Source organism: Eubacteriaceae bacterium Marseille-Q4139 (assembly GCA_018223415.1).
In the GTDB taxonomy this organism is placed as follows: domain Bacteria; phylum Bacillota; class Clostridia; order Lachnospirales; family Lachnospiraceae; genus CABSIM01.
The window spans coordinates 1,918,745-1,937,238 of record JAGTTQ010000001.1 but is presented as its reverse complement, the minus strand read 5'-3'; the positions used below and the strand labels follow the sequence as shown (position 1 = coordinate 1,937,238).

16 protein-coding genes are annotated in these 18,494 nt (G+C 52.1%); 8 read left to right on the top strand and 8 right to left on the bottom strand.

Going from position 1 to position 18,494, the window contains the following annotated elements:
• Positions 1 to 28 precede the first annotated feature (28 nt).
• A complete protein-coding gene (locus KE531_09280) occupies positions 29 to 571 on the top strand; it encodes an NADH peroxidase (protein ID MBR9953800.1) in 543 nt (180 codons plus the stop codon).
• A gap of 54 nt (positions 572 to 625) precedes the next feature.
• Here KE531_09280 and KE531_09275 read toward each other — a convergent pair whose 3' ends face one another.
• From KE531_09275 to KE531_09265, 3 genes are all read right to left on the bottom strand, one after another.
• Positions 626 to 1,099: a hypothetical protein gene (locus tag KE531_09275; protein ID MBR9953799.1), complete on the bottom strand. Its 474-nt coding sequence runs from the start codon at positions 1,097 to 1,099 to the stop codon at positions 626 to 628.
• 500 nt (positions 1,100 to 1,599) lie between these two features.
• Complete coding sequence (locus KE531_09270) at positions 1,600 to 3,135, bottom strand: IS1182 family transposase (protein MBR9953798.1); 1,536 nt, start codon at positions 3,133 to 3,135, stop codon at positions 1,600 to 1,602.
• Positions 3,136 to 3,671: 536 nt separating this feature from the next.
• On the bottom strand, positions 3,672 to 4,589 hold the full coding sequence (locus tag KE531_09265; protein ID MBR9953797.1) for a LysR family transcriptional regulator: 918 nt from the start codon (positions 4,587 to 4,589) through the stop codon (positions 3,672 to 3,674).
• 150 nt (positions 4,590 to 4,739) lie between these two features.
• Here KE531_09265 and KE531_09260 point away from each other — a divergent pair, with 150 nt between their 5' ends.
• From KE531_09260 to KE531_09250, 3 genes are all read left to right on the top strand, one after another.
• Positions 4,740 to 6,170, top strand: coding sequence for an amidohydrolase (locus KE531_09260; protein MBR9953796.1), 1,431 nt, complete (start codon positions 4,740 to 4,742; stop codon positions 6,168 to 6,170).
• A gap of 33 nt (positions 6,171 to 6,203) precedes the next feature.
• On the top strand, positions 6,204 to 7,598 hold the full coding sequence (locus KE531_09255; protein MBR9953795.1) for a glycoside-pentoside-hexuronide (GPH):cation symporter: 1,395 nt from the start codon (positions 6,204 to 6,206) through the stop codon (positions 7,596 to 7,598).
• Positions 7,599 to 7,877: 279 nt separating this feature from the next.
• Positions 7,878 to 8,474, top strand: a complete 597-nt coding sequence (locus tag KE531_09250) for a DUF4230 domain-containing protein (GenBank protein ID MBR9953794.1) — start codon at positions 7,878 to 7,880, stop codon at positions 8,472 to 8,474.
• A gap of 141 nt (positions 8,475 to 8,615) precedes the next feature.
• On the opposite strand, the gene KE531_09245 is transcribed toward KE531_09250, so the two are convergent.
• From KE531_09245 to trpS, 5 genes are all read right to left on the bottom strand, one after another.
• Positions 8,616 to 9,164 carry a GNAT family N-acetyltransferase gene (locus tag KE531_09245; protein MBR9953793.1) on the bottom strand — a complete coding sequence of 183 codons (549 nt, stop codon included), beginning with the start codon at positions 9,162 to 9,164 and terminating at the stop codon, positions 8,616 to 8,618.
• Positions 9,157 to 10,488 (bottom strand): nickel pincer cofactor biosynthesis protein LarC, encoded by a 1,332-nt coding sequence (gene larC, locus KE531_09240; protein ID MBR9953792.1) that lies wholly within the window; start codon positions 10,486 to 10,488, stop codon positions 9,157 to 9,159. The genes KE531_09245 and larC overlap by 8 nt, the downstream gene beginning before the upstream one ends.
• A 20-nt stretch (positions 10,489 to 10,508) precedes the next feature.
• On the bottom strand, positions 10,509 to 11,294 hold the full coding sequence (gene larB, locus KE531_09235) for a nickel pincer cofactor biosynthesis protein LarB (GenBank protein ID MBR9953791.1): 786 nt from the start codon (positions 11,292 to 11,294) through the stop codon (positions 10,509 to 10,511).
• A gap of 97 nt (positions 11,295 to 11,391) precedes the next feature.
• Entirely contained in the window at positions 11,392 to 12,285 is an 894-nt protein-coding gene (locus tag KE531_09230; GenBank protein MBR9953790.1) for a fumarylacetoacetate hydrolase family protein, read from the bottom strand.
• 9 nt (positions 12,286 to 12,294) lie between these two features.
• On the bottom strand, positions 12,295 to 13,299 hold the full coding sequence (trpS, locus tag KE531_09225; protein MBR9953789.1) for a tryptophan--tRNA ligase: 1,005 nt from the start codon (positions 13,297 to 13,299) through the stop codon (positions 12,295 to 12,297).
• A gap of 214 nt (positions 13,300 to 13,513) precedes the next feature.
• On the opposite strand from trpS, the gene KE531_09220 reads away from it, so the two are divergent.
• From KE531_09220 to KE531_09205, 4 genes are all read left to right on the top strand, one after another.
• Positions 13,514 to 13,993, top strand: coding sequence for an S-ribosylhomocysteine lyase (locus tag KE531_09220; GenBank protein ID MBR9953788.1), 480 nt, complete (start codon positions 13,514 to 13,516; stop codon positions 13,991 to 13,993).
• A gap of 195 nt (positions 13,994 to 14,188) precedes the next feature.
• Positions 14,189 to 14,611, top strand: a complete 423-nt coding sequence (locus tag KE531_09215; GenBank protein ID MBR9953787.1) for a MarR family transcriptional regulator — start codon at positions 14,189 to 14,191, stop codon at positions 14,609 to 14,611.
• Positions 14,612 to 14,706: 95 nt separating this feature from the next.
• The gene (locus KE531_09210) at positions 14,707 to 16,455 is read left to right on the top strand and encodes an ABC transporter ATP-binding protein (protein MBR9953786.1); all 1,749 of its coding nucleotides are present in this window, start codon (positions 14,707 to 14,709) and stop codon (positions 16,453 to 16,455) included.
• Entirely contained in the window at positions 16,442 to 18,373 is a 1,932-nt protein-coding gene (locus KE531_09205; protein ID MBR9953785.1) for an ABC transporter ATP-binding protein, read from the top strand. Before KE531_09210 ends, KE531_09205 begins: the two co-directional genes overlap by 14 nt.
• Positions 18,374 to 18,494: the final 121 nt, after the last annotated feature.

The window sequence follows — 18,494 nt, the reverse complement described above, 5'->3', positions numbered from 1 at the left end:
CAAATATAAAAAAAGGAGAGAGATTGCTATGAAGAAATTTGTATGTATGGTTTGCGGTTATGTTCACGAGGGAGATGCAGCTCCGGAGAAATGTCCGGTCTGCGGCGCTCCGGCTTCCAAGTTCAAAGAGCAGGCTGCTGACATGACATGGGCTGCTGAGCATGAGGTTGGCGTTGCTCAGGGCGCAAGCGAAGACATCATCATGGACTTAAGAGCAAACTACGAGGGCGAGTGCAAGGAAGTTGGTATGTACCTTGCAATGGCAAGAGTAGCTCACAGAGAGGGCTATCCGGAGATCGGCCTTTACTGGGAGAAGGCAGCTTACGAAGAGGCTGAGCATGCTGCCAAGTTTGCAGAGCTTCTCGGCGAGGTTGTTACAAACAGCACCAAGAAGAACCTGGAGATGAGAGTTGAGGCTGAGAACGGCGCAACGGCCGGCAAGTTCGACCTTGCTAAGAGAGCAAAGGCTGCCAACCTGGATGCAATCCATGACACTGTTCATGAGATGGCACGCGACGAGGCTCGCCACGGAAGAGCGTTCGAGGGTCTGCTTAAGAGATACTTTGGCTAATCAAATATGTGAGTACAAGATAGGAGCCGGATTTTTCCGGCTCCTGATTTTTATCTATTTATCTCCAAATTTACCAAATAAAAGCTGGGCGCCAGACACCAGGAAAAGCAGCGCAATACACGGCAGCACATGTAAGACCGGAAGAAAATAGTCTGCGTATCCATATATGGTGTCATTCAGCATAAACGGTACGGTCACAACAAGGATCGACAGCAATAATCCCAGCAGCCATGCGATTATCCTTTTGGGCGAATACATTTTTCGCATTACCATCAACGGATACAGCAGCACCAGACAGCCTATATTAAAGACGCCTGTTCCTGTTCTGGCGATTGCGTCAGCAGCATCACGCAGGGCAAAACGGGTTTCTATCAGCTGCCTGTTTTCGTTTGTAACGAGAGTGCCATTCTCCACTGCAAACCATGTGTTCATTGCCAAAAACAGGGCCGAGTGAGCCAAAAGGCTCAGCAGGAGAACCGCACTTATGCCGAAAACTGCCCAGCGAAAGTACAATATCTTTTTCTGCATTGGATTTGCCTCCTTTTCCCAGATTTTCCTACTATTTTCTTTCATCATACCACATGTCCCATACAAAAGACAGTTTTTCATTTCTCCTGCGCTGTATTTAAAGCATAAAAACAGAGAAAGCTGTTATTTGCACTGCTGATATGGGGGATTTGAAAATCTCTGTCATCATTGTGGGGCTCTCGCCTCTCCCCTTACTTTCCCATGTCAGACATGGGTGGCTCACTCTTATCAGCGCGGTTTCTACTGTCTTTGCAGGACTGCTTGGGTTTACGGGATTATATCGATGAAGCGGAAAAGACTTGAAATTCCGTGAGGAATCCGTTATAATAAGGATGAAAAGAAAGCACCCACTCCAAAAGTGGATGCCTCATAAGATGGTTTAATGCCCTAGTGGGCAAAGAGGGTGTCCCAAAACTATGATTGATTAAAAATCATAGAGAGGGGCATCCTCTTCTTATATTGCTGAAAAGGGCTTTTACATGAAAAACAGCACTGGATGTTCATCTCTCCAGCGCCATCTTTGTGATGTTATGGGCGATTGCTAACAGTCCCCACTCTATTTTTACCTTATCCGCTCCGCGCAAGTGAAAACGACGGAACGACCAACAGCCTTTGATCCTCCCAAAGACCTGTTCCACTTCCACAACCCTTTGTGAACGCAGTACCAGTCCTTTTTCGGAACAAAGGTTCTCGTTTGCTTTTCTTTTCAGTTCATTCAACCGGTGGGATACCCGGACCGTGCGGTTCTTTTCCGTATGCTTACATTCTGATGCATAGTGGCAGCCGCTGCAGTCTTCACACCGGTAATAATCCCGCCTAGTTTCATAGCCGGCTTCTGTTACATATTTTCGGTTTCCCACATGCACCAGCCGTTTCCCATTTCTGCAGACAAAGCTGTCTGATTCCGGCAGATAGGGCAGATTCTCCGCCAGATAAGGGGTCTCCCGGTTTTTCTTTTTCTTCTCCCAGTGAAATTTGTTGTATTTTACATAACAGCCTACCTTCTTTTCTTCTAAATATTCATAATTCTCTTCGCTCCCATATCCTGCATCCGCGATCACGTTTTCCGGTAAACACCCCAGTTTTTCTTCCAGGTGCCTTAGGTGCGGGATCATTGTTTTCGTATCGGTTGGGTTGGGATGTATGGTAAAGCCCACGATATATCGGTTCTCTGTCCCGATCTGGATGTTATAGCCAGGTTTTAGCTGGCCGTTTAACATGGCATCTTCTTTCATCCTCATAAAAGTGGCACCCTGGTCTGTTTTTGAATAGCTGTTCCTTCCACGAAAGGTTTCCAGGGATTTTTCGTATTTCTGTTTCCTGGGAAGGATATCCTTTTTAAATTCTTTGGATTTTTTCTTCAGCTGTTTATTTCCTGGCTCTTGTTCCAACTTTTTGTCGATGCTCTCCACAACAGCTGCCACCTGTTCTGCGGTGATCTGGGTATGCTCCCCCTTTTCCTCCAGGTCTTCTTCCAGATAAATCTGATTTTCTTCCGCCACAATCCGGTCGATCTCCCGGAGATGGTTCTTGATCTTTTCATCTAGTTTCCGGTCATAATTACGGACGGACTTGTTCCATACGAAAGAATACTTATTGGCGTTAGCCTCGATCTTTGTGCCATCCAAAAAGTAATTCTGAAGCTTGATATAGTTTTTCTCGATCAGGAGTTTGACCACTTCAAAGAACACATCCTCGATGATGTCTTTCATGTGAAGGCGAAAGCGATTGACGGTACGAAAATCCGGTTGATTTCCACCAGCGATCCACATGAAATTAACATTTTCACGAAGAGCTTTTGCGATCATGCGGGAGGAATAAACTTTCTGAGAATAAGAATAGATCATAACCTTCAGCATCATCCGTGGGTGATAAGCAGGGCATCCGCCCTCTTTGTATCTGCCGTAGAGTGAAGACAGGTCCAAACTGTCCACGATGGTATTTACGACCCGCACCAGATGATTTTCCGGTATAAAATCTTCAAAAGATAGTGGTAATTGTAATTGATCCGTAGTATAATCTTTAAATGTGAGCATACCTTATTATATCACATAATAAGGGGAAATGGAGAACGGCGTGGTAACCGTTCTCTATTTTTTCAGAAAAAGAGGGTATCCCCTCAAGTCACTTCATGACTTTTGGGACACCCTCTTTTTATTTAATGCCTGTTTCTCTGATCGAGAAAAGCAAGCAGTGCTATGACGATACTGCTAAAAGACAAGAGAAGTCTCAACGCTTCCAGCAAAACCATGATAATTTCATAGGCTGTCATATACACCACCCCCTTTCTATGTATCCCCATACGGGAATAGAAAAGAGGCAGCCACTCCTGTCGTGAGTGCTTTCATAGACAAAATTCTACCAGATTTTTATAGGCATTTCAATACGAATTTCTTTCTCAAAACGCCATTTTTGCAGGGCGTTTTCTTTTTCACCCTAACTCCCCTCTCTCCCCCAAGAGCTGAAAAACCGTATTATCCCTGTAAATCTCATTTTCATCTGCGGTTATTTCTTATGAACGGCCTCTGTCACCAGCGTCCGTATCGTCATAATCTGCCCCTCCCCATCGTTTTTATTCCACCAAAAACCGCATTTCCTCTCTGAAAAACTCCATAAACAGCCGTTCCGGTTCCGATTCTGGCTCTCCGGCGCGGCGGATCACTCCCACCTCCATGGTAAATCCCGGAATCGGGATGCAGCGGATCCCGTTGGCCTTCGCCCAGGCCGGCGGCTGTGCGATCCCGACGCCGTATGCATTGGTGGCGGCAATGACGCGCGTCCGCATGTTCCCGGAATCCACCCGAGCTACTTTTGCAAGGTTCACAAAGCTCACATTGGAAATTCGGTTATAGGGCGAACCGCGGTCGGACTCGATAGCGTACTCCACGAAGGGATAATTCCTGAGCTTCTGGAGCCGGAAATCCGGGTCGTCTGCCAGCGGATGATTCACTGATAAATTCACGTTGCAGGGCGCGTCCCACAGCTTTTTGTATTCCAGCCCCCGCTCGCTCATTTCCCGAAGCAGCGACGGGGCGCTTAAGTCCTTGCTGACCGTAATGGCGATATCGGCTTTTCTGCGGTTTAACAGAACCATGCTCTCATACTGGTACTCCCGGTACATGGAAAGCTGATACCGGGACAGTTCTTCCTTCGCCTCCATGGCACGGCAGAGCTTTATAAACGCCTCCTCCGCCGGCGGGCAGTTGGGATTTACCACGCCGAATTGGAGCCTGGCCTTTTCCTCTGCCAGCTCCTGAATTTCATCTACCTCTTTTATAATGTTCATGCAGTGCCGGATAAAGGCCTGGCCTTTTTTCGTAAACTTCACGCCGTCTACGCTGCGCTCCAGAATCTCAAAACCCACTTCGTTTTCCAGGTTGCGGACAGAATTGCTCATGTTCGGCCTGGACATATAGAACTTTTGTGCGGCCTTCGAGATGGAGCCCGTCTTATAAATCTCCAAAACATATCGAATCTGTTCTATTTTCAATGAATCGCCCCCGTTTTTTATCCGTTTTGCACAAAAATATACACCCCTGTAATTATTTCATATCTTCTTAGGAATGTCAATTCCTGCTATGATGGATTCAGAAAAAGCATCCGGACGCAAAAAAGCAATGACAGAAAGGGGTCTTTTGACATGGACAAGCAGGAAGCACTGAGATCGTTAGACGAAAAGGCCGGGGTTCTTTTTTCCGTCAGCGATTCCATCTGGGACAACCCGGAAACTGACTACACAGAGAACGTCTCTTCTTCTATTTTAAAAGAGGCACTGGAAAAAGAGGGATTTACCGTGGAGTCCAACCTTGCGGGGATTCCCACCGCATTTTCCGGAACCTTCGGAAGCGGCTCGCCGGTCATCGGGATTTTGGGAGAATTTGACGCACTTCCGGGACTCAGCCAGAAGGCGGGAATCGCAGAAAAAGAACCGTTAGAAAAGGGCGGAAACGGCCATGGATGCGGACACAATCTTCTCGGTGCGGGAAGTCTGGCGGCCGCCATTGCCGTCAAAGAATATCTGAAAGAGAAAAAATGTCCCGGCACCGTCGTCTACTTCGGCTGCCCGGCCGAGGAAGGCGGTTCCGCCAAGGCGTTTCTTGCAAGAGACGGCGTATTTAGCCATGTGGACATCGCACTTTCCTGGCACCCCAACAACATGAACGCCGTCTGGGCCTTCAGCTCCCTGGCAAACGTGAAGGTACGCTATTCCTTTAAGGGCATCAGCGCCCATGCCGGGACAAGCCCTCACTTAGGCCGCAGCGCCCTCGACGCGCTGGAGTTAATGAACATGGGGGTCCAGTTCCTCAGAGAACATATCATCCCCGAGGCAAGGGTTCATTACGCCATCACCAACACCGGCGGCGACGCGCCCAACGTGGTGCAGGCCGAAGCCGAATCCGTCTACTTGATCCGGGCGCCGAAGAACAGCCAGGTAAAGGAAATTTATGAGCGCGTCAACCAGATCGCAAAGGGCGCAGCCATGATGTGCGGCGTCGATGTCACGATCCGTCTGGAAAAGGCCTGCTCCAACATCCTCGTAAATCACAGCCTGGAAAAGGTTCTCTATGAAAACATGAAGGCCGTCGGTCTCCCGCAGTATTCCGAGGAAGAATATTCTTTTGCGAAAGCCATTCAGGACACGCTTCCAAACAGGACGAAATTGGCTGACCGCTTTGAAAAAATCATGGGCGAAAAGGGCCGCCAGATCGGCGCCGAATACGACAAAAAGAGCATTTACAGCTTTATCATGCCTTACCAGCCGTCGGAAAAGCCCATCTCCGGCTCCTCGGATGTGGGCGACGTAAGCTGGGTATGCCCCACCTCCCAGATTGTAGCCGCAACCTGCGCCGGAGGAACGCCGGAACACACCTGGCAGATGGTCGCCCAGGGAAAGAGTTCCATCGCCCACAAAGGTCTTTTATACGCCGGAAAGGTTCTGGCCGCAGCAGCCATCGACCTTTTGGAATCCCCGGAGCTTGTGGCTGCTGCCAAAGAAGAATTTAAAAGAAAAGCCGGCGATGACGGCTACCAGCCGCTTCTTCCGCCTGACGTGAAACCGCATGTAAAGTAAATGACCGCCTCAAAAGATAAAGGAGTTTTGAGTATGAGCAAAGAAACAAAAGCGCCTGCCGCCGATGCGCGCGACAGGAAAATGTCAAAGGGAGAGCTTATCTCCTATGGCCTGGGCGGCGTAGCCAGCACCATGCCCTCCCAGTTTAAGACCTCCTATGCCATGAACTTCATGAGCGACGTGGCCGGCCTCCACGTGGGAGCCGTCGGTATCTTAAACACCCTGCTTATCATCTGGGATGCCATCAATGACCCGATCATCGGCGGCATCGCCGACCGCACCAACACCAAGCGCTTCGGAAAGTACCGCCCGCACATGATTATGGGCATCCTTTTGTGGGCCGTCATCATGGTCATGCTGTTTACCGTGCCGAATTTCTCCGAAACAGGCATGTGGGTCTACTACATCGTCGCTCTGCTCCTCTATTCCGTGTTCTACACACAGTTCACAGTCCCGTGGCAGGCGTTAAACAGCGCCATGACCCATGATCCCCAGGAGCGGAACCTGATGCTTACCTGCCGTCAATACGGCGGCTTCATCGCCGGCGCCGTGGTCGGTGTCATCACAATTCCGATTGTCCAGTCGCAGGCTGATGCGAGAACCGGCTGGCTTATCAGCGTTGGCATCGTCTGCGTCGTCATGATTATCACCGGACTCTGTGCAGCCAACGGGGCCAAGCGCGTCGACTACTATAACTCTCTCCCGACGCCGGAAAAAGTACATTTAAAGAGCCAGCTTGGCCTTGTTGTGCAAAACCGCGCCGTGATCTGCGCCGCACTGCTTCTCGGGACTGTGACGCTCGTAAATACCATGAGCTCCGCGCTTTCCCTTTACTACCTGCGGTGCGTCGTGGATAACCTGGCCTTAAAGTCCATTTTCTCACTCGTGAGCCTCGGCATCAGTCTCGTGTTCATCCCGTTTATGCCGGCCATGTTAAAGAAGTTCGGAAAAATCAAGACCGTTTTCATCGGCATGGCGATTATCGCCGTTCAGGCCATCTGGCTCATCTTCCGCCGCGAATTTGCCACGGATATGGAAGTCATTTTCCTGGGATTCCTCGGAAGCCTCGGCTTCGTGTTTGCAAACGTGGCCGTGCTGGCCATGATCCCGGACTGCACGGATTACACCGAGTGGAAGTTCGGAACGGCGCAGGCAGGCTTCATCAACGCGACTATCACGTTTATGAAGAAGTTCTGCTCCAGCTTCTCCACCACCATCGTCGGCGTTGCCCTGGCTTCCGTCGGATACAGCGCCACGGAAACTTCCCAGGAAGTCATCGACATGATTATCAACTTAAAGATTGCTTATCCCATCGTCCTTTTCATCGTCGCTGCTTTGATTATGAAAGCATACCCGATCACACCGGCATTCGCACGGGAAATGCGGGCCGAGCTTAAGGAGAGGCGGGAGAAAAAGAACGAGAAATAAAAAATACACAAAAATAAGAGGGTTTTCCGCCATGAAACGCGGTCAACCCTCTGTTATTTTCTCTTCTTCTTTATATCTTCGAGAAAACCGAAAGCCATCGGGTTCATCATGGAAAATGTCAATAAGGATACAGAAAGAAGTGTGACGATCCGGGCAGGAAATGGCAAAACTATTTGCTGTGTAAAAGCACACGACAAATATTGACAATATCCACAGAATGCAAGTATATTAGTACCTGGTAAAATATGTGCTGGCTGCACAGAATACAGGAGGAACCGTATGAAAAGCTTATTAAAAAAACATTTCCTTGCCCCATTTCTAATTGTCCTGGCTGTTATTGTTGTCTTGATAGCTGGAATTCTTGGATTCAGGGCGCTCACCTCTTCTAATTCAAAGGCAACAAAACTCGGCTTTGAAAATATCGGAGAGCTTGCCACCCAGGTTGCTTATTGCACAGAAGTGAATGTAACAGAAGACTCTCAAAATTTATGGGGCATTGAAATTCCTTTTACTCAGAGCAAAATTATATACAGCTATAATGTTGAGGTGAAGGCAGGTCTCAATTTCGAAGACATTACCTGGTCGGTTGACGAAACAAATTCCATTATCCGGGTTAATCTCCCCGAAATACGGATACTAGACAGCAGCATTATTCTGGATTCCTTTCAGTTGTATCACGAAGATGAAAGTATTTTCCGGCCCATTACCCTGGAAGAAAACAACGAAGCACTCAAACAATTAGAGCTGAAAGCTGAAAACACCGCCGTTTCCAATGGATTGCTGGAAAATGCCCGTCTCAATGCGGAAACAATATTAACGGGCTTTTTTGCTAACGAATATGACCCTAAAATCTATACTATTGAATTTCATGACTAAATCTTTCATGCCATAAAGCATTATCAAAGGATGTGAAAAAGAGCGCCAAAAACGCTCTTTTTCACATCTGCTGCAAAACCAAATCATTACTCTCATGACTCTGCATTTATCCGGGCAAAACCGTAAAACGCAAAGCATTCTTTATTTCTCCGCTTCATAGATAATATGCGGCATATCCATCCCATAATAATGCTTCACAAACGTCATCACCGGCTTCATCCCATTCCTCTCAGCCACACGCATTGACGCCGCATTGCTGTCGCGGATGATGGAGCAGACCTTCGGGGCGTTCATGGTCTCAAAGGCATACTTTCTGCACCCTGCGGCTGCCTCGGCCGCATAGCCTTTGTGCCAGAAAGCCCGCTGGAACAGATAGCCAATCTCAAGAGCTGTCTCCGACGGCGTATATTCCTTCGGTACCGGCTGCCAGGTGAGGCCGCACTGGCCGATCATCTCGCCCGTCTCCTTTAAAACGACAGCCCAGAGCCCGATCCCGTACTTTGCATAGCGCCGCTTCTGGTTTTCCAGCCAGGTTTTCGCCTCCTCGTCGGAAAAGGCATGCTCATAGGCGTACATGGCCTTCTCATCCTGAAGGATTTTGCAGAGCGCCGGAAAATCCGCGTCCGTCATCTCCCGCAGGGTAAGCCGCTCCGTCTCGAGGATCCATCGTCCGTCTCCTGCTTTACTCATTTTTATATTCTGCCTTTCTGACCGCGCTCCGCACGTCCTCCAGGGAAAGCCCCTGCTCTCTGGCGATCTTTGCGAGGTCTTCATACTCCATTTTGCTGCGGCAGACACCATATCCGCTGGAGGTTTTCACCCGCACGGTTCCGTATGGCGTCCCCACTTCCTTCATTTCCCGCTTTAAGGTGAACCTGCGGCTCACATGCTCACGGATTCCCAAGGTGGTCGTGTGGCGGAAGAGAAGCTCCGTCATTTTTTCCTCGTCCTCCATCCGGCACATGCAGGTTAAGAGGACGCCGGGGCGGCACTTCTTCATGCCGACGGGGATTGTGTAAACCTCCAGGGCGCCGTTTTCCAGGAGCAATTCCTGGACAAAGCCAATGGCCTCGGCCGTCATATCGTCCAGATTGCAGGAAAGCTCTGCCACCGTATCGCCCTTTTCTCCCGTCTCGCCGAGGAAGGCCCGGACACAGTTGGCACGCTCAAAGTCCTTTTTTCCCATGCCGTAGCCGATCTTTTCCACAGTCATCACCGGCATATCCGCAAATTTCGTCACAAAATGCTTTAGGAGGGCAGCTCCCGTCGGCGTGCAGAGCTCACCTTTGATTTCGAAGCTGTATATCGGCACCTCCCGCAGGATGTAGGCCGTGGCCGGCGCCGGCACCGGGAGAATCCCGTGGGCACAGTGAACATGGCCGCTTCCCACATGCACCGGCGACGCCAGCACCTGATCTGGCTTTAGCTCATTTATCAGGATGCAGACACCTGCCACATCGGCGACGGCGTCCAGCGTCCCCACCTCATGAAAATGGATCTGATCCACAGGCTTTCCGTGGGCATGGGACTCCGCCTCGGCAATCAGGCCGTAAACTGCCAGAATGTCCTCTCTTACCTTCGGTTCCAGGTCAAGGTGGGAAATGATATGAGCGATGCCGGCCATGTCGGCGTGGTGGTGATGATGGTGATGGCCATCTGCTCCATGTTCTTCGTCTCCATGGTGGTGATGTCCATGGCCGTCTGCGCCGTGGTCTTCGTCCCCGTGGTGATGATGGTGGTGGCCGCCTGCGCCGTGGTCTTCATCCCCGTGATGATGGTGATGTCCATGCCCGGCATCCAGGCTTTCCTCTTCTTCCCCAAACACCGTCACCTCCATATGCGTCCCGAGGATCCCGCACTTTTCCGCCGGGACAGCCTTTACCGAAACGCCGGGCAGGCCGAGGCCGTTCATTTTCTCAAGGAACGCCTCCCGATCCGGGCAGAGCTCCAAAAGCGCCGCCATCAGCATATCGCCGGCGGCTCCCATACCGCAGTCCAGATATAATGTTTTCATCATTTTGTCCCCCAATTCTATTATTTTTTCGGATGGTTAATCATGCTGGCAAGATATCCGGCGCCGAAGCCGTTGTCGATGTTTACGACACTGACCCCGCTGGCGCAGGAGTTTAACATGGAAAGCAGAGCCGACACGCCATGGAACGACGCGCCGTAGCCGATGCTGGTGGGCACGGCGATGACCGGGCAGTCCGCAAGCCCGCCGATAACGCTGGCGAGGGCGCCCTCCATTCCGGCGATGGCGACGATGGCCTGCGCGTTCATGATGGAGTCCATATGCGCCACGAGCCGGTGAAGCCCGGCAACGCCCACGTCGTAAAGCCGTTCCACCTGGTTCCCGAGGGCTTCCGCCGTCAGCGCCGCTTCCTCTGCCACTGGGATGTCGCTGGTCCCGCCGGTCGCCACGACAATCGTCCCGACGCCGTCCGGCTTCGGAAGCTTCCCGCAGAGCCCGATTTTTGCCTCGTTATAATAATGAAAGCCGCTCTCTTCCCCCAGGGATGCGCGAAGTCTTTCTTCCACTTCCTCAGCCTTTTCCCTGTCCAGGCGGGTGATTAAAATCACTGCCTGCCCTCTTTTTTTCATGGCTTCCACGATTCCGGCAATCTGTTCCGCCGTCTTTCCGGCGCCGTAAATCACCTCGGCGACACCCTGGCGCAGCTTCCTGTGGGTATCTAACTTTGCAAAGCCCAGGTCGTCAAAGCCAGCCTGGGTAAACGGCTCTTTTTTTAGTTCCAGGACAGCGTCCTCCACGGAAAGCTCGCCGGACGCTACCTTATTTAACATGGTTCTGATTTCATCCATATGTCTGTCTCCTCTGATTTTAACGATAGTTAAAAGAAAAGCCATGAAAAAAACACGCCGCCGTACCCGGCCGCTGTTCCCTTCATGGCAACTTTTCTTATTCCCCTATGATGTTTTTCAAGATGCCGATCCCTTCGATCTCACATTCCACCGTATCGCCCGGCTTTAAAAACTTCGGCGGGTCAAAGCCCATTCCGACGCCGGCCGGCGTTCCTGTGGCAATAATCGTTCCGGCTTTCAGGGTCATGCCCCTGGAAAGCTCGGCCACTACCTCTGCGATGCCGTGAATAAAGAGTTCGGTATTGGAATCCTGGCGCAGCTCGCCGTTTACGCGGGAGCAGATGGAAAGCTTCGGCGGGAACGGGACGCTGTCCGCAGTCAGGACGCATGGCCCCATGGGGCAGAAGCCGTCCAGGCTCTTTCCGAAGTACCACTGCCCATGGCCGGTCTGAAGCTCTCTGGCGCTGACATCGTTTAAGACCGTATAGCCGAACAGGTACTCCTGCACCCGTTCCTCGGGCACGTCCTTCGCGTCCTTTCCGATGATGACGGCCAGCTCGGCCTCGTAGTCAAGCTGTTTTGTGAGGTTTTCGTGGGCAGGAATCTCCCCTTCCGGATCCACGGCCCGGTTCACGCGCTTGGAAAAATAGATGGCCTGAGCCTTCTGCTCAAAGGATTCCTTCTGGAATCTGGCCGCCTCCTTGGCGTGGGCCATATAGTTAATTCCGAGGCAAATGACGTCCTGCGCCGGATGCGGAATCGGGGCGAGAAGCTTCACCTCCCCGATGGGCACGGCTCCCGGCACCTCATACGGCTCCCGTCTCGAAATGTATTCTGCCATTTCCAACTCCGAAGCCCCGGCATGACGGATCATCTCTTCCATGCTCCCATATTCCATCCCGGCAGCCGAAATGGGGTACACCCATGTCTCCTCCGGGTTCAGCACGCCTGTAAGCATCCTGCCGGATACCATGTACGTCACAAATTTCATATGCCCTCCTTACCGGATGCGCTCGGGAAATCCTACTTTTTTCTGCACTTTTCTCAGTGTCTTGTTGGAGAAATATGCGGCCTTCTCCGCGTTTTCCTTAATCACATGGTCGATATAGGCCTTGTCCTTGGAAAGCTCTGCGAACCTGTCCTGAAGCGGCTTTAATACGGCGACAACTGCCTCGCCGACGGCCATCTTGAAATCGCCGTAGCCCTTTCCGTCAAACTCCCGCTCCACATCGGCCGGCACACAGCCGGTGCATGCACAGTAAATGTCAATGAGGTTCTTGATTCCCGGCTGCTCGTCGCGGTAGCGGACAGCGCCCTCGGAATCCGTCACGGCCCTCTTGCACTTTCTGATGATCGTATCCGGGTCATCCATCAGGTAGATGCTGCCGTTGGGGTTCTCGTCAGACTTGGACATCTTTTTCGCCGGATCCTGAAGGCTCATGATCTTGGCGCCGGCCTTTCCGATATATGCCTCCGGAATCGTGAACACGTCGCCGTACAGGTTGTTGAAGCGGATCGCAATGTCGCGGGTCAGCTCCAGATGCTGCATCTGGTCGATGCCCACCGGCACCACATCGGCCTGGTATAAGAGGATGTCGGCCGCCATAAGAACCGGGTAGGTGAACAGGCCGGCGTTGATGTTGTCGGCATGCTTGGCTGCCTTGTCCTTAAACTGGGTCATGCGGTTTAATTCGCCCATATAGGTGAAGCAGTTTAAAATCCATGCCAGCTCGGCGTGGCCGGATACATGGGACTGGTAGTAGATGCAGTTTTTTTCCGGATCCAGCCCGGCAGCAATATAAAGCGTGAGAAGTGTTCTCGCACGGCGCCGCAGCTCCGCCGGATCCTGGCGGACTGTGATGGAGTGCATGTCCACAACGCTGAAAAATGTCTGATAATCATCGGAAATCGTCACCCAGTTTTTCAAAGCCCCCAGGTAATTCCCGAGAGTCAGGTTTCCGGTTGCCTGCATTCCGCTGAATAATGTCTTCTTTCCGTCTAACATAATGTCTCCTTTATGATTCTGCCAGGTGAAACGGCCCTGGCTATTCTGCTTTTTTCATTATATTACAAACCGTGGGATGTTACAAGAAGTTATTTGAGTGGGGGCGGCCAAAGAAATTCTCCCTCTTCCATCTTGTATCTTCCCCCAGGAAACGGTATAATTTTAATTTAGAAGAAATGCCGTGTTGCCGCGGCAGATGAAAGGAAATGTACTTATGGAAAAAATCGCCAGCTTCACCGTCAACCACCTCCGCCTTCTCCCCGGCGTCTATGTTTCCCGGAGAGACATGGCCGGGGACACGCCGGTCACGACCTTTGACATCCGTATGACACGCCCCAATCACGAGCCGGTCATGAACACGGCTGAGATCCATACCATCGAACATCTCGGCGCCACGTTCCTCAGAAACCACCGCGTTTTCGCAAGTAAGGTTCTGTATTTCGGCCCTATGGGATGCCGGACAGGATTTTACCTGCTTCTCGCCGGAGATTATGAATCAGCCGACATCATCCCGCTTCTCCAGGAGATGTTCCTGTTCATCCGCGACTTTGATGACGCGGTTCCCGGCGCCGCCGCCAGGGACTGCGGAAACTATCTGGACATGAATCTCCCGATGGCAAAGTACCTGGCCGGGAAATTCTATGATGAAGTCCTGGAAAATATCCAGGAGGAACAGCTCGTATATCCGGAATAATATCTTGTGTCAGAGGCGCGGCTGCCAATTATGCAGCCGCGTTCATACTTTTCTGTATATTTTCGCTAATATGTGTATAATCCCCGCAAAAAATAAAATGAAGTCTTGACAATTATGCATTTGTGCGCTACCATTTGTTAGTCCCCTAACAATTACAGTAGGGCATCTTATCAGAAAGAGAGGGGGAAATCGAAAATGGAAAAAGACTGCGGAATGTGGATTAACATTCTGTCCCATAAGCTGATGAAGCGGATGAATGCCGATTTGCAGACCTTAGGCCTTACCGGGGTGCAGAGCCGTCTCATACATTTCGTGCTCACAAAAAGCGCCGCCGGGCCAGTGTTCCAGCGTGACGTGGAAGCCGCCTTCGGACTCAGCCGTTCCACCGTGACCGGCATCCTTCAGCTCATGGAGAAGAATGGCCTGATCCTGCGGGAGAGCGCAGAAAATGACGGGCGCTTAAAAAGCCTGGTTCTCACGGAAAAGGCCGTATGCCTGCACGAACAGGTCGGCGAATATCTTCGCCGGAACGAGGCGCGCCTGATCCAGGGCCTTTCCGACGAACAGCTCGCACAGTTTCTGGAAACTGCCGCACGCATGTCTGCAAATCTCGATTAACCGCCGGTGACCGGCCGGTATTTTTTTGCTTTTGTTTTATGTTTTATCACGCATGCGCCTACGCTGTGCCATGCTTTCAAGGAGGAATGACACACATGATAAAAACCCTTGCTCACAGTATTCGTGAGTTCAAAAAACCGGCGATGCTTACGCCGCTTTTAGTTATGGTGGAGGTAGTCCTGGAATGCATCATCCCCTCGATTATCGCCACGCTGGTAAACCAGATGCAGGCAGGATGCGGCATGGACGTCATCCTGAGATACGGCGGACTGCTCATTCTCATGGCCTTCCTGTCCCTGGTTTTCGGTGTTGCCGCAGGAAACACCTGCGCTACGGCAGCCACAGGCTTTGCCCGCAACTTAAGAAGAGACATGTTTTACCGCATCCAGGATTATTCCTTTGAGAACATCGACAAGTTCTCGGTTTCCAGCCTCGTGACCCGTATGACAACGGACGTCGTAAACGTGCAGATGGCGTTTATGATGATCATCCGCGTCGCCATCCGCGGCCCGCTCATGTTAATCTTTTCATTCATCATGGGCTTTTCCATGGGCGGAAGCCTGGCAAACATCTTCCTGTTCACGATCCCGCTTTTAAGCATCGGACTCATCCTGGTGATCCGTTCGGCCATGCCGATTTTCCGCCGGGTATTCCGCAAGTATGATGCCTTAAACGACTCGGTTCAGGAGAACGTGCAGGCCATGCGCGTCGTAAAGAGCTATGTCCGTGAAGCGTATGAGAAAAAGAAATTTGCCGCTGCGGCCGGTGACGTGTGCAAAGATTTCACCCGTGCCGAGCGCATCATGGCTCTCAACAGCCCGATCATGCAGTTCTGCGTCTACGCAGGCATGGTCTTTGTGCTGTCCTATGGCTCTTACGCCGTCATCACAAGCCGCGGCATGGAGGTGGCTGTCGGCCAGATGTCGGCCATCGTCACGTACAGCTTCCAGATTCTCATGAGCTTAATGATGCTGTCCATGGTATTCGTGATGATTACCATGTCCATGGAGTCTGCCGAGCGTATTGTGGAAGTCCTGACAGAAGAAAGCCGTTTAAAGAGCCCGGAGAACGCGGTGAAAACCGTGGCTGACGGCTCCATCGACTTCGACGGCGTAAGCTTCAAGTATTCCCAGAAGGCCGAGCGCATGGCGCTTGCCGATGTGGATCTGCACATTAAATCCGGTGAGCTCATCGGAATTTTAGGCGGCACCGGTTCTTCCAAGACTACGCTGATCCAGCTCATCCCGCGTCTTTACGACGTCACCGAGGGCTGCGTCAAGGTAGGCGGCGTGGATGTCCGAAACTATGATCTGGAGGCGCTCCGCAACAACGTGGCCGTCGTGCTCCAGAAGAACGTGCTTTTCAGCGGCACCATCAAGGACAATCTCCGCTGGGGAAATCCCGATGCCAGCGACGCGGAGATGGAGGAGGCCTGCCGTCTGGCCCAGGCCGACGAGTTTATCCAGCAGTTCCCGCAGAAGTACGATACCTGGATCGAACAGGGCGGCTCCAATGTTTCCGGCGGCCAGAAACAGCGTCTCTGCATCGCCCGCGCCCTGCTTAAGAAACCGAAGGTGCTGATTTTGGACGATTCCACCAGCGCCGTGGATACCAGGACAGACGCCCTGATCCGTCAGGGCTTCCGCGAATTCATCCCGGAAACGACGAAAATTATCATTGCACAGCGTGTGGCATCGGTTCAGGACGCCGACCGCATCATCGTTATGGACGGCGGCAGCATCAGTGCCGTCGGCACCCATGAGGAACTGTTGAAGACAAGTGAAATTTACCACGAGGTATATACTTCCCAGAACAAGGCAGGTGATAAAGATGGCACAGAATAAAACCAATACGACTCCTTCCACGACGGCCCGCGGCCAGCGTGCGCCCAAGGGCGTGCTAAGACGGCTGCTGCGTACCCTGTTTGAATTTTATCCGGTGCTTTTGCCCGTCACCATGGTGTGCATCCTGATTAACGCCGTTGTCAGCGCCGCCCCGGCCATCTTCATGCAGAACATTATTGCAGTTGTGGATGACAGCTACAAAAGCGGCGACTGGGCGGCTGTATCGGGAAAAATCCTTTCCTTTGTGGCGATTCTCGTCACCATGTACATTGTCAGCCTCATCGCCGGCGCCTTCTACACGCAGATGATGGCAATCATCACCCAGGGCTCCCTGCGTAAGCTGCGCGAAAAAATGTTCAGCCACATGCAGGATCTCCCCCTGCGGTATTTCGATACCAATGGCCACGGCGATATCATGAGCTATTACACCAACGACGTGGACACCCTGCGCCAGTTAATCAGCCAGAGCCTTCCGCAGATGACGATTTCCGCGGTGCAGCTTCTGACGATCTTCTGTATCATGATGTATTACAGCATCACTCTGGGCGTCATCGTCGTCCTCGGCGTTGTCCTCATGGTGTTTGCAGCCAAAGCCATTACGGCCCGCTCCTCCAAATATTTCCTCCGCCAGCAGATCACCATCGCCAAGGCCGAGGCTTTCATGGAGGAAATGATTACCGGCCAGAAGGTCATCAAGGTCTTCTGCCACGAGGAAGCCGCAAAGGCCGATTTTGACAAGGTGAACGGGGAAATCTTTTATAATGCCCGCAACGGAAACCGCTTTGCCAACATCCTGATGCCGCTTCTCGGCAACGTCGGAAACGTCATGTACGTCGTCGTGGCTGTGGCCGGCGGCGCGCTGCTCCTTACGGATGTTCCGAATTTCAGTATTTCAGGCATGGCCTTCAGCATCAGCATTGTCGTGCCGTTCCTAAACATGACGAAGCAGTTTGCAGGCGCCATCGGCCAGGTTTCCAACCAGATCAACATGGTAATCATGGGACTTGCAGGCGCCCACCGCATCTTCGCCCTCTTAGATGAGGAACCGGAGAAGGACGAGGGCTATGTCACGCTTGTAAACGCCAGGGAGAATCCCGACGGGACACTCACTGAGTGCGAGGAACGCACCCATATCTGGGCATGGAAGCACCCGCACCACGACGGGACGCTCACCTACACCCGCCTGCGCGGCGACGTGCGTTTTTATGACGTGGACTTCGGATATACGCCGGAGAAAACCGTCCTGCACGACATCTCCCTTTACGCCAAGCCGGGCCAGAAGGTCGCTTTCGTCGGCTCCACCGGCGCAGGAAAGACGACGATTACCAACTTAATCAACCGGTTCTATGATATCGAGGACGGAAAAATCCGCTACGACGACATCAACATCAACAAGATTAAAAAGGCGGATCTTCGCCGAAGCCTCGGCATCATTCTCCAGGATACCAACCTGTTCACCGGAACAGTTATGGACAATATCCGCTACGGAAAGCTGGATGCCACCGATGAGGAGTGTATCAGTGCGGCGAAGCTTGCCGGTGCCGATGACTTTATCACCCGTCTTCCGGAGGGCTACAACACGATGCTCACCGGAAACGGCGCCAACTTAAGCCAGGGGCAGCGCCAGCTTCTCGCCATCGCCCGTGCGGCTGTCGCTGACCCGCCTGTCATGATTATGGACGAGGCGACAAGCTCCATCGACACGCGTACCGAGGCCATTGTCCAGCGGGGCATGGATGCGCTGATGGCCGGGCGCACGGTATTCGTCATCGCCCACCGCCTTTCCACGGTTCAGAATTCCAACGCCATCATGGTTCTCGACCACGGCCGGATTATCGAGCGCGGCACCCATGAGGATCTGATTAAGCTGAAGGGCACTTACTATCAATTATATACGGGCGCGCTGGAGCTGGATTAGCAGCCGGCGCGTGAAACTTTCAGGGGCAGGCATGACTCTCATACAAAAGCGGAGTCATGCCTGCCCCGTTTTTTCTGCACCGAAAAGATTTACATTTTGTTAAAGATTTCCCGGCAGTGGA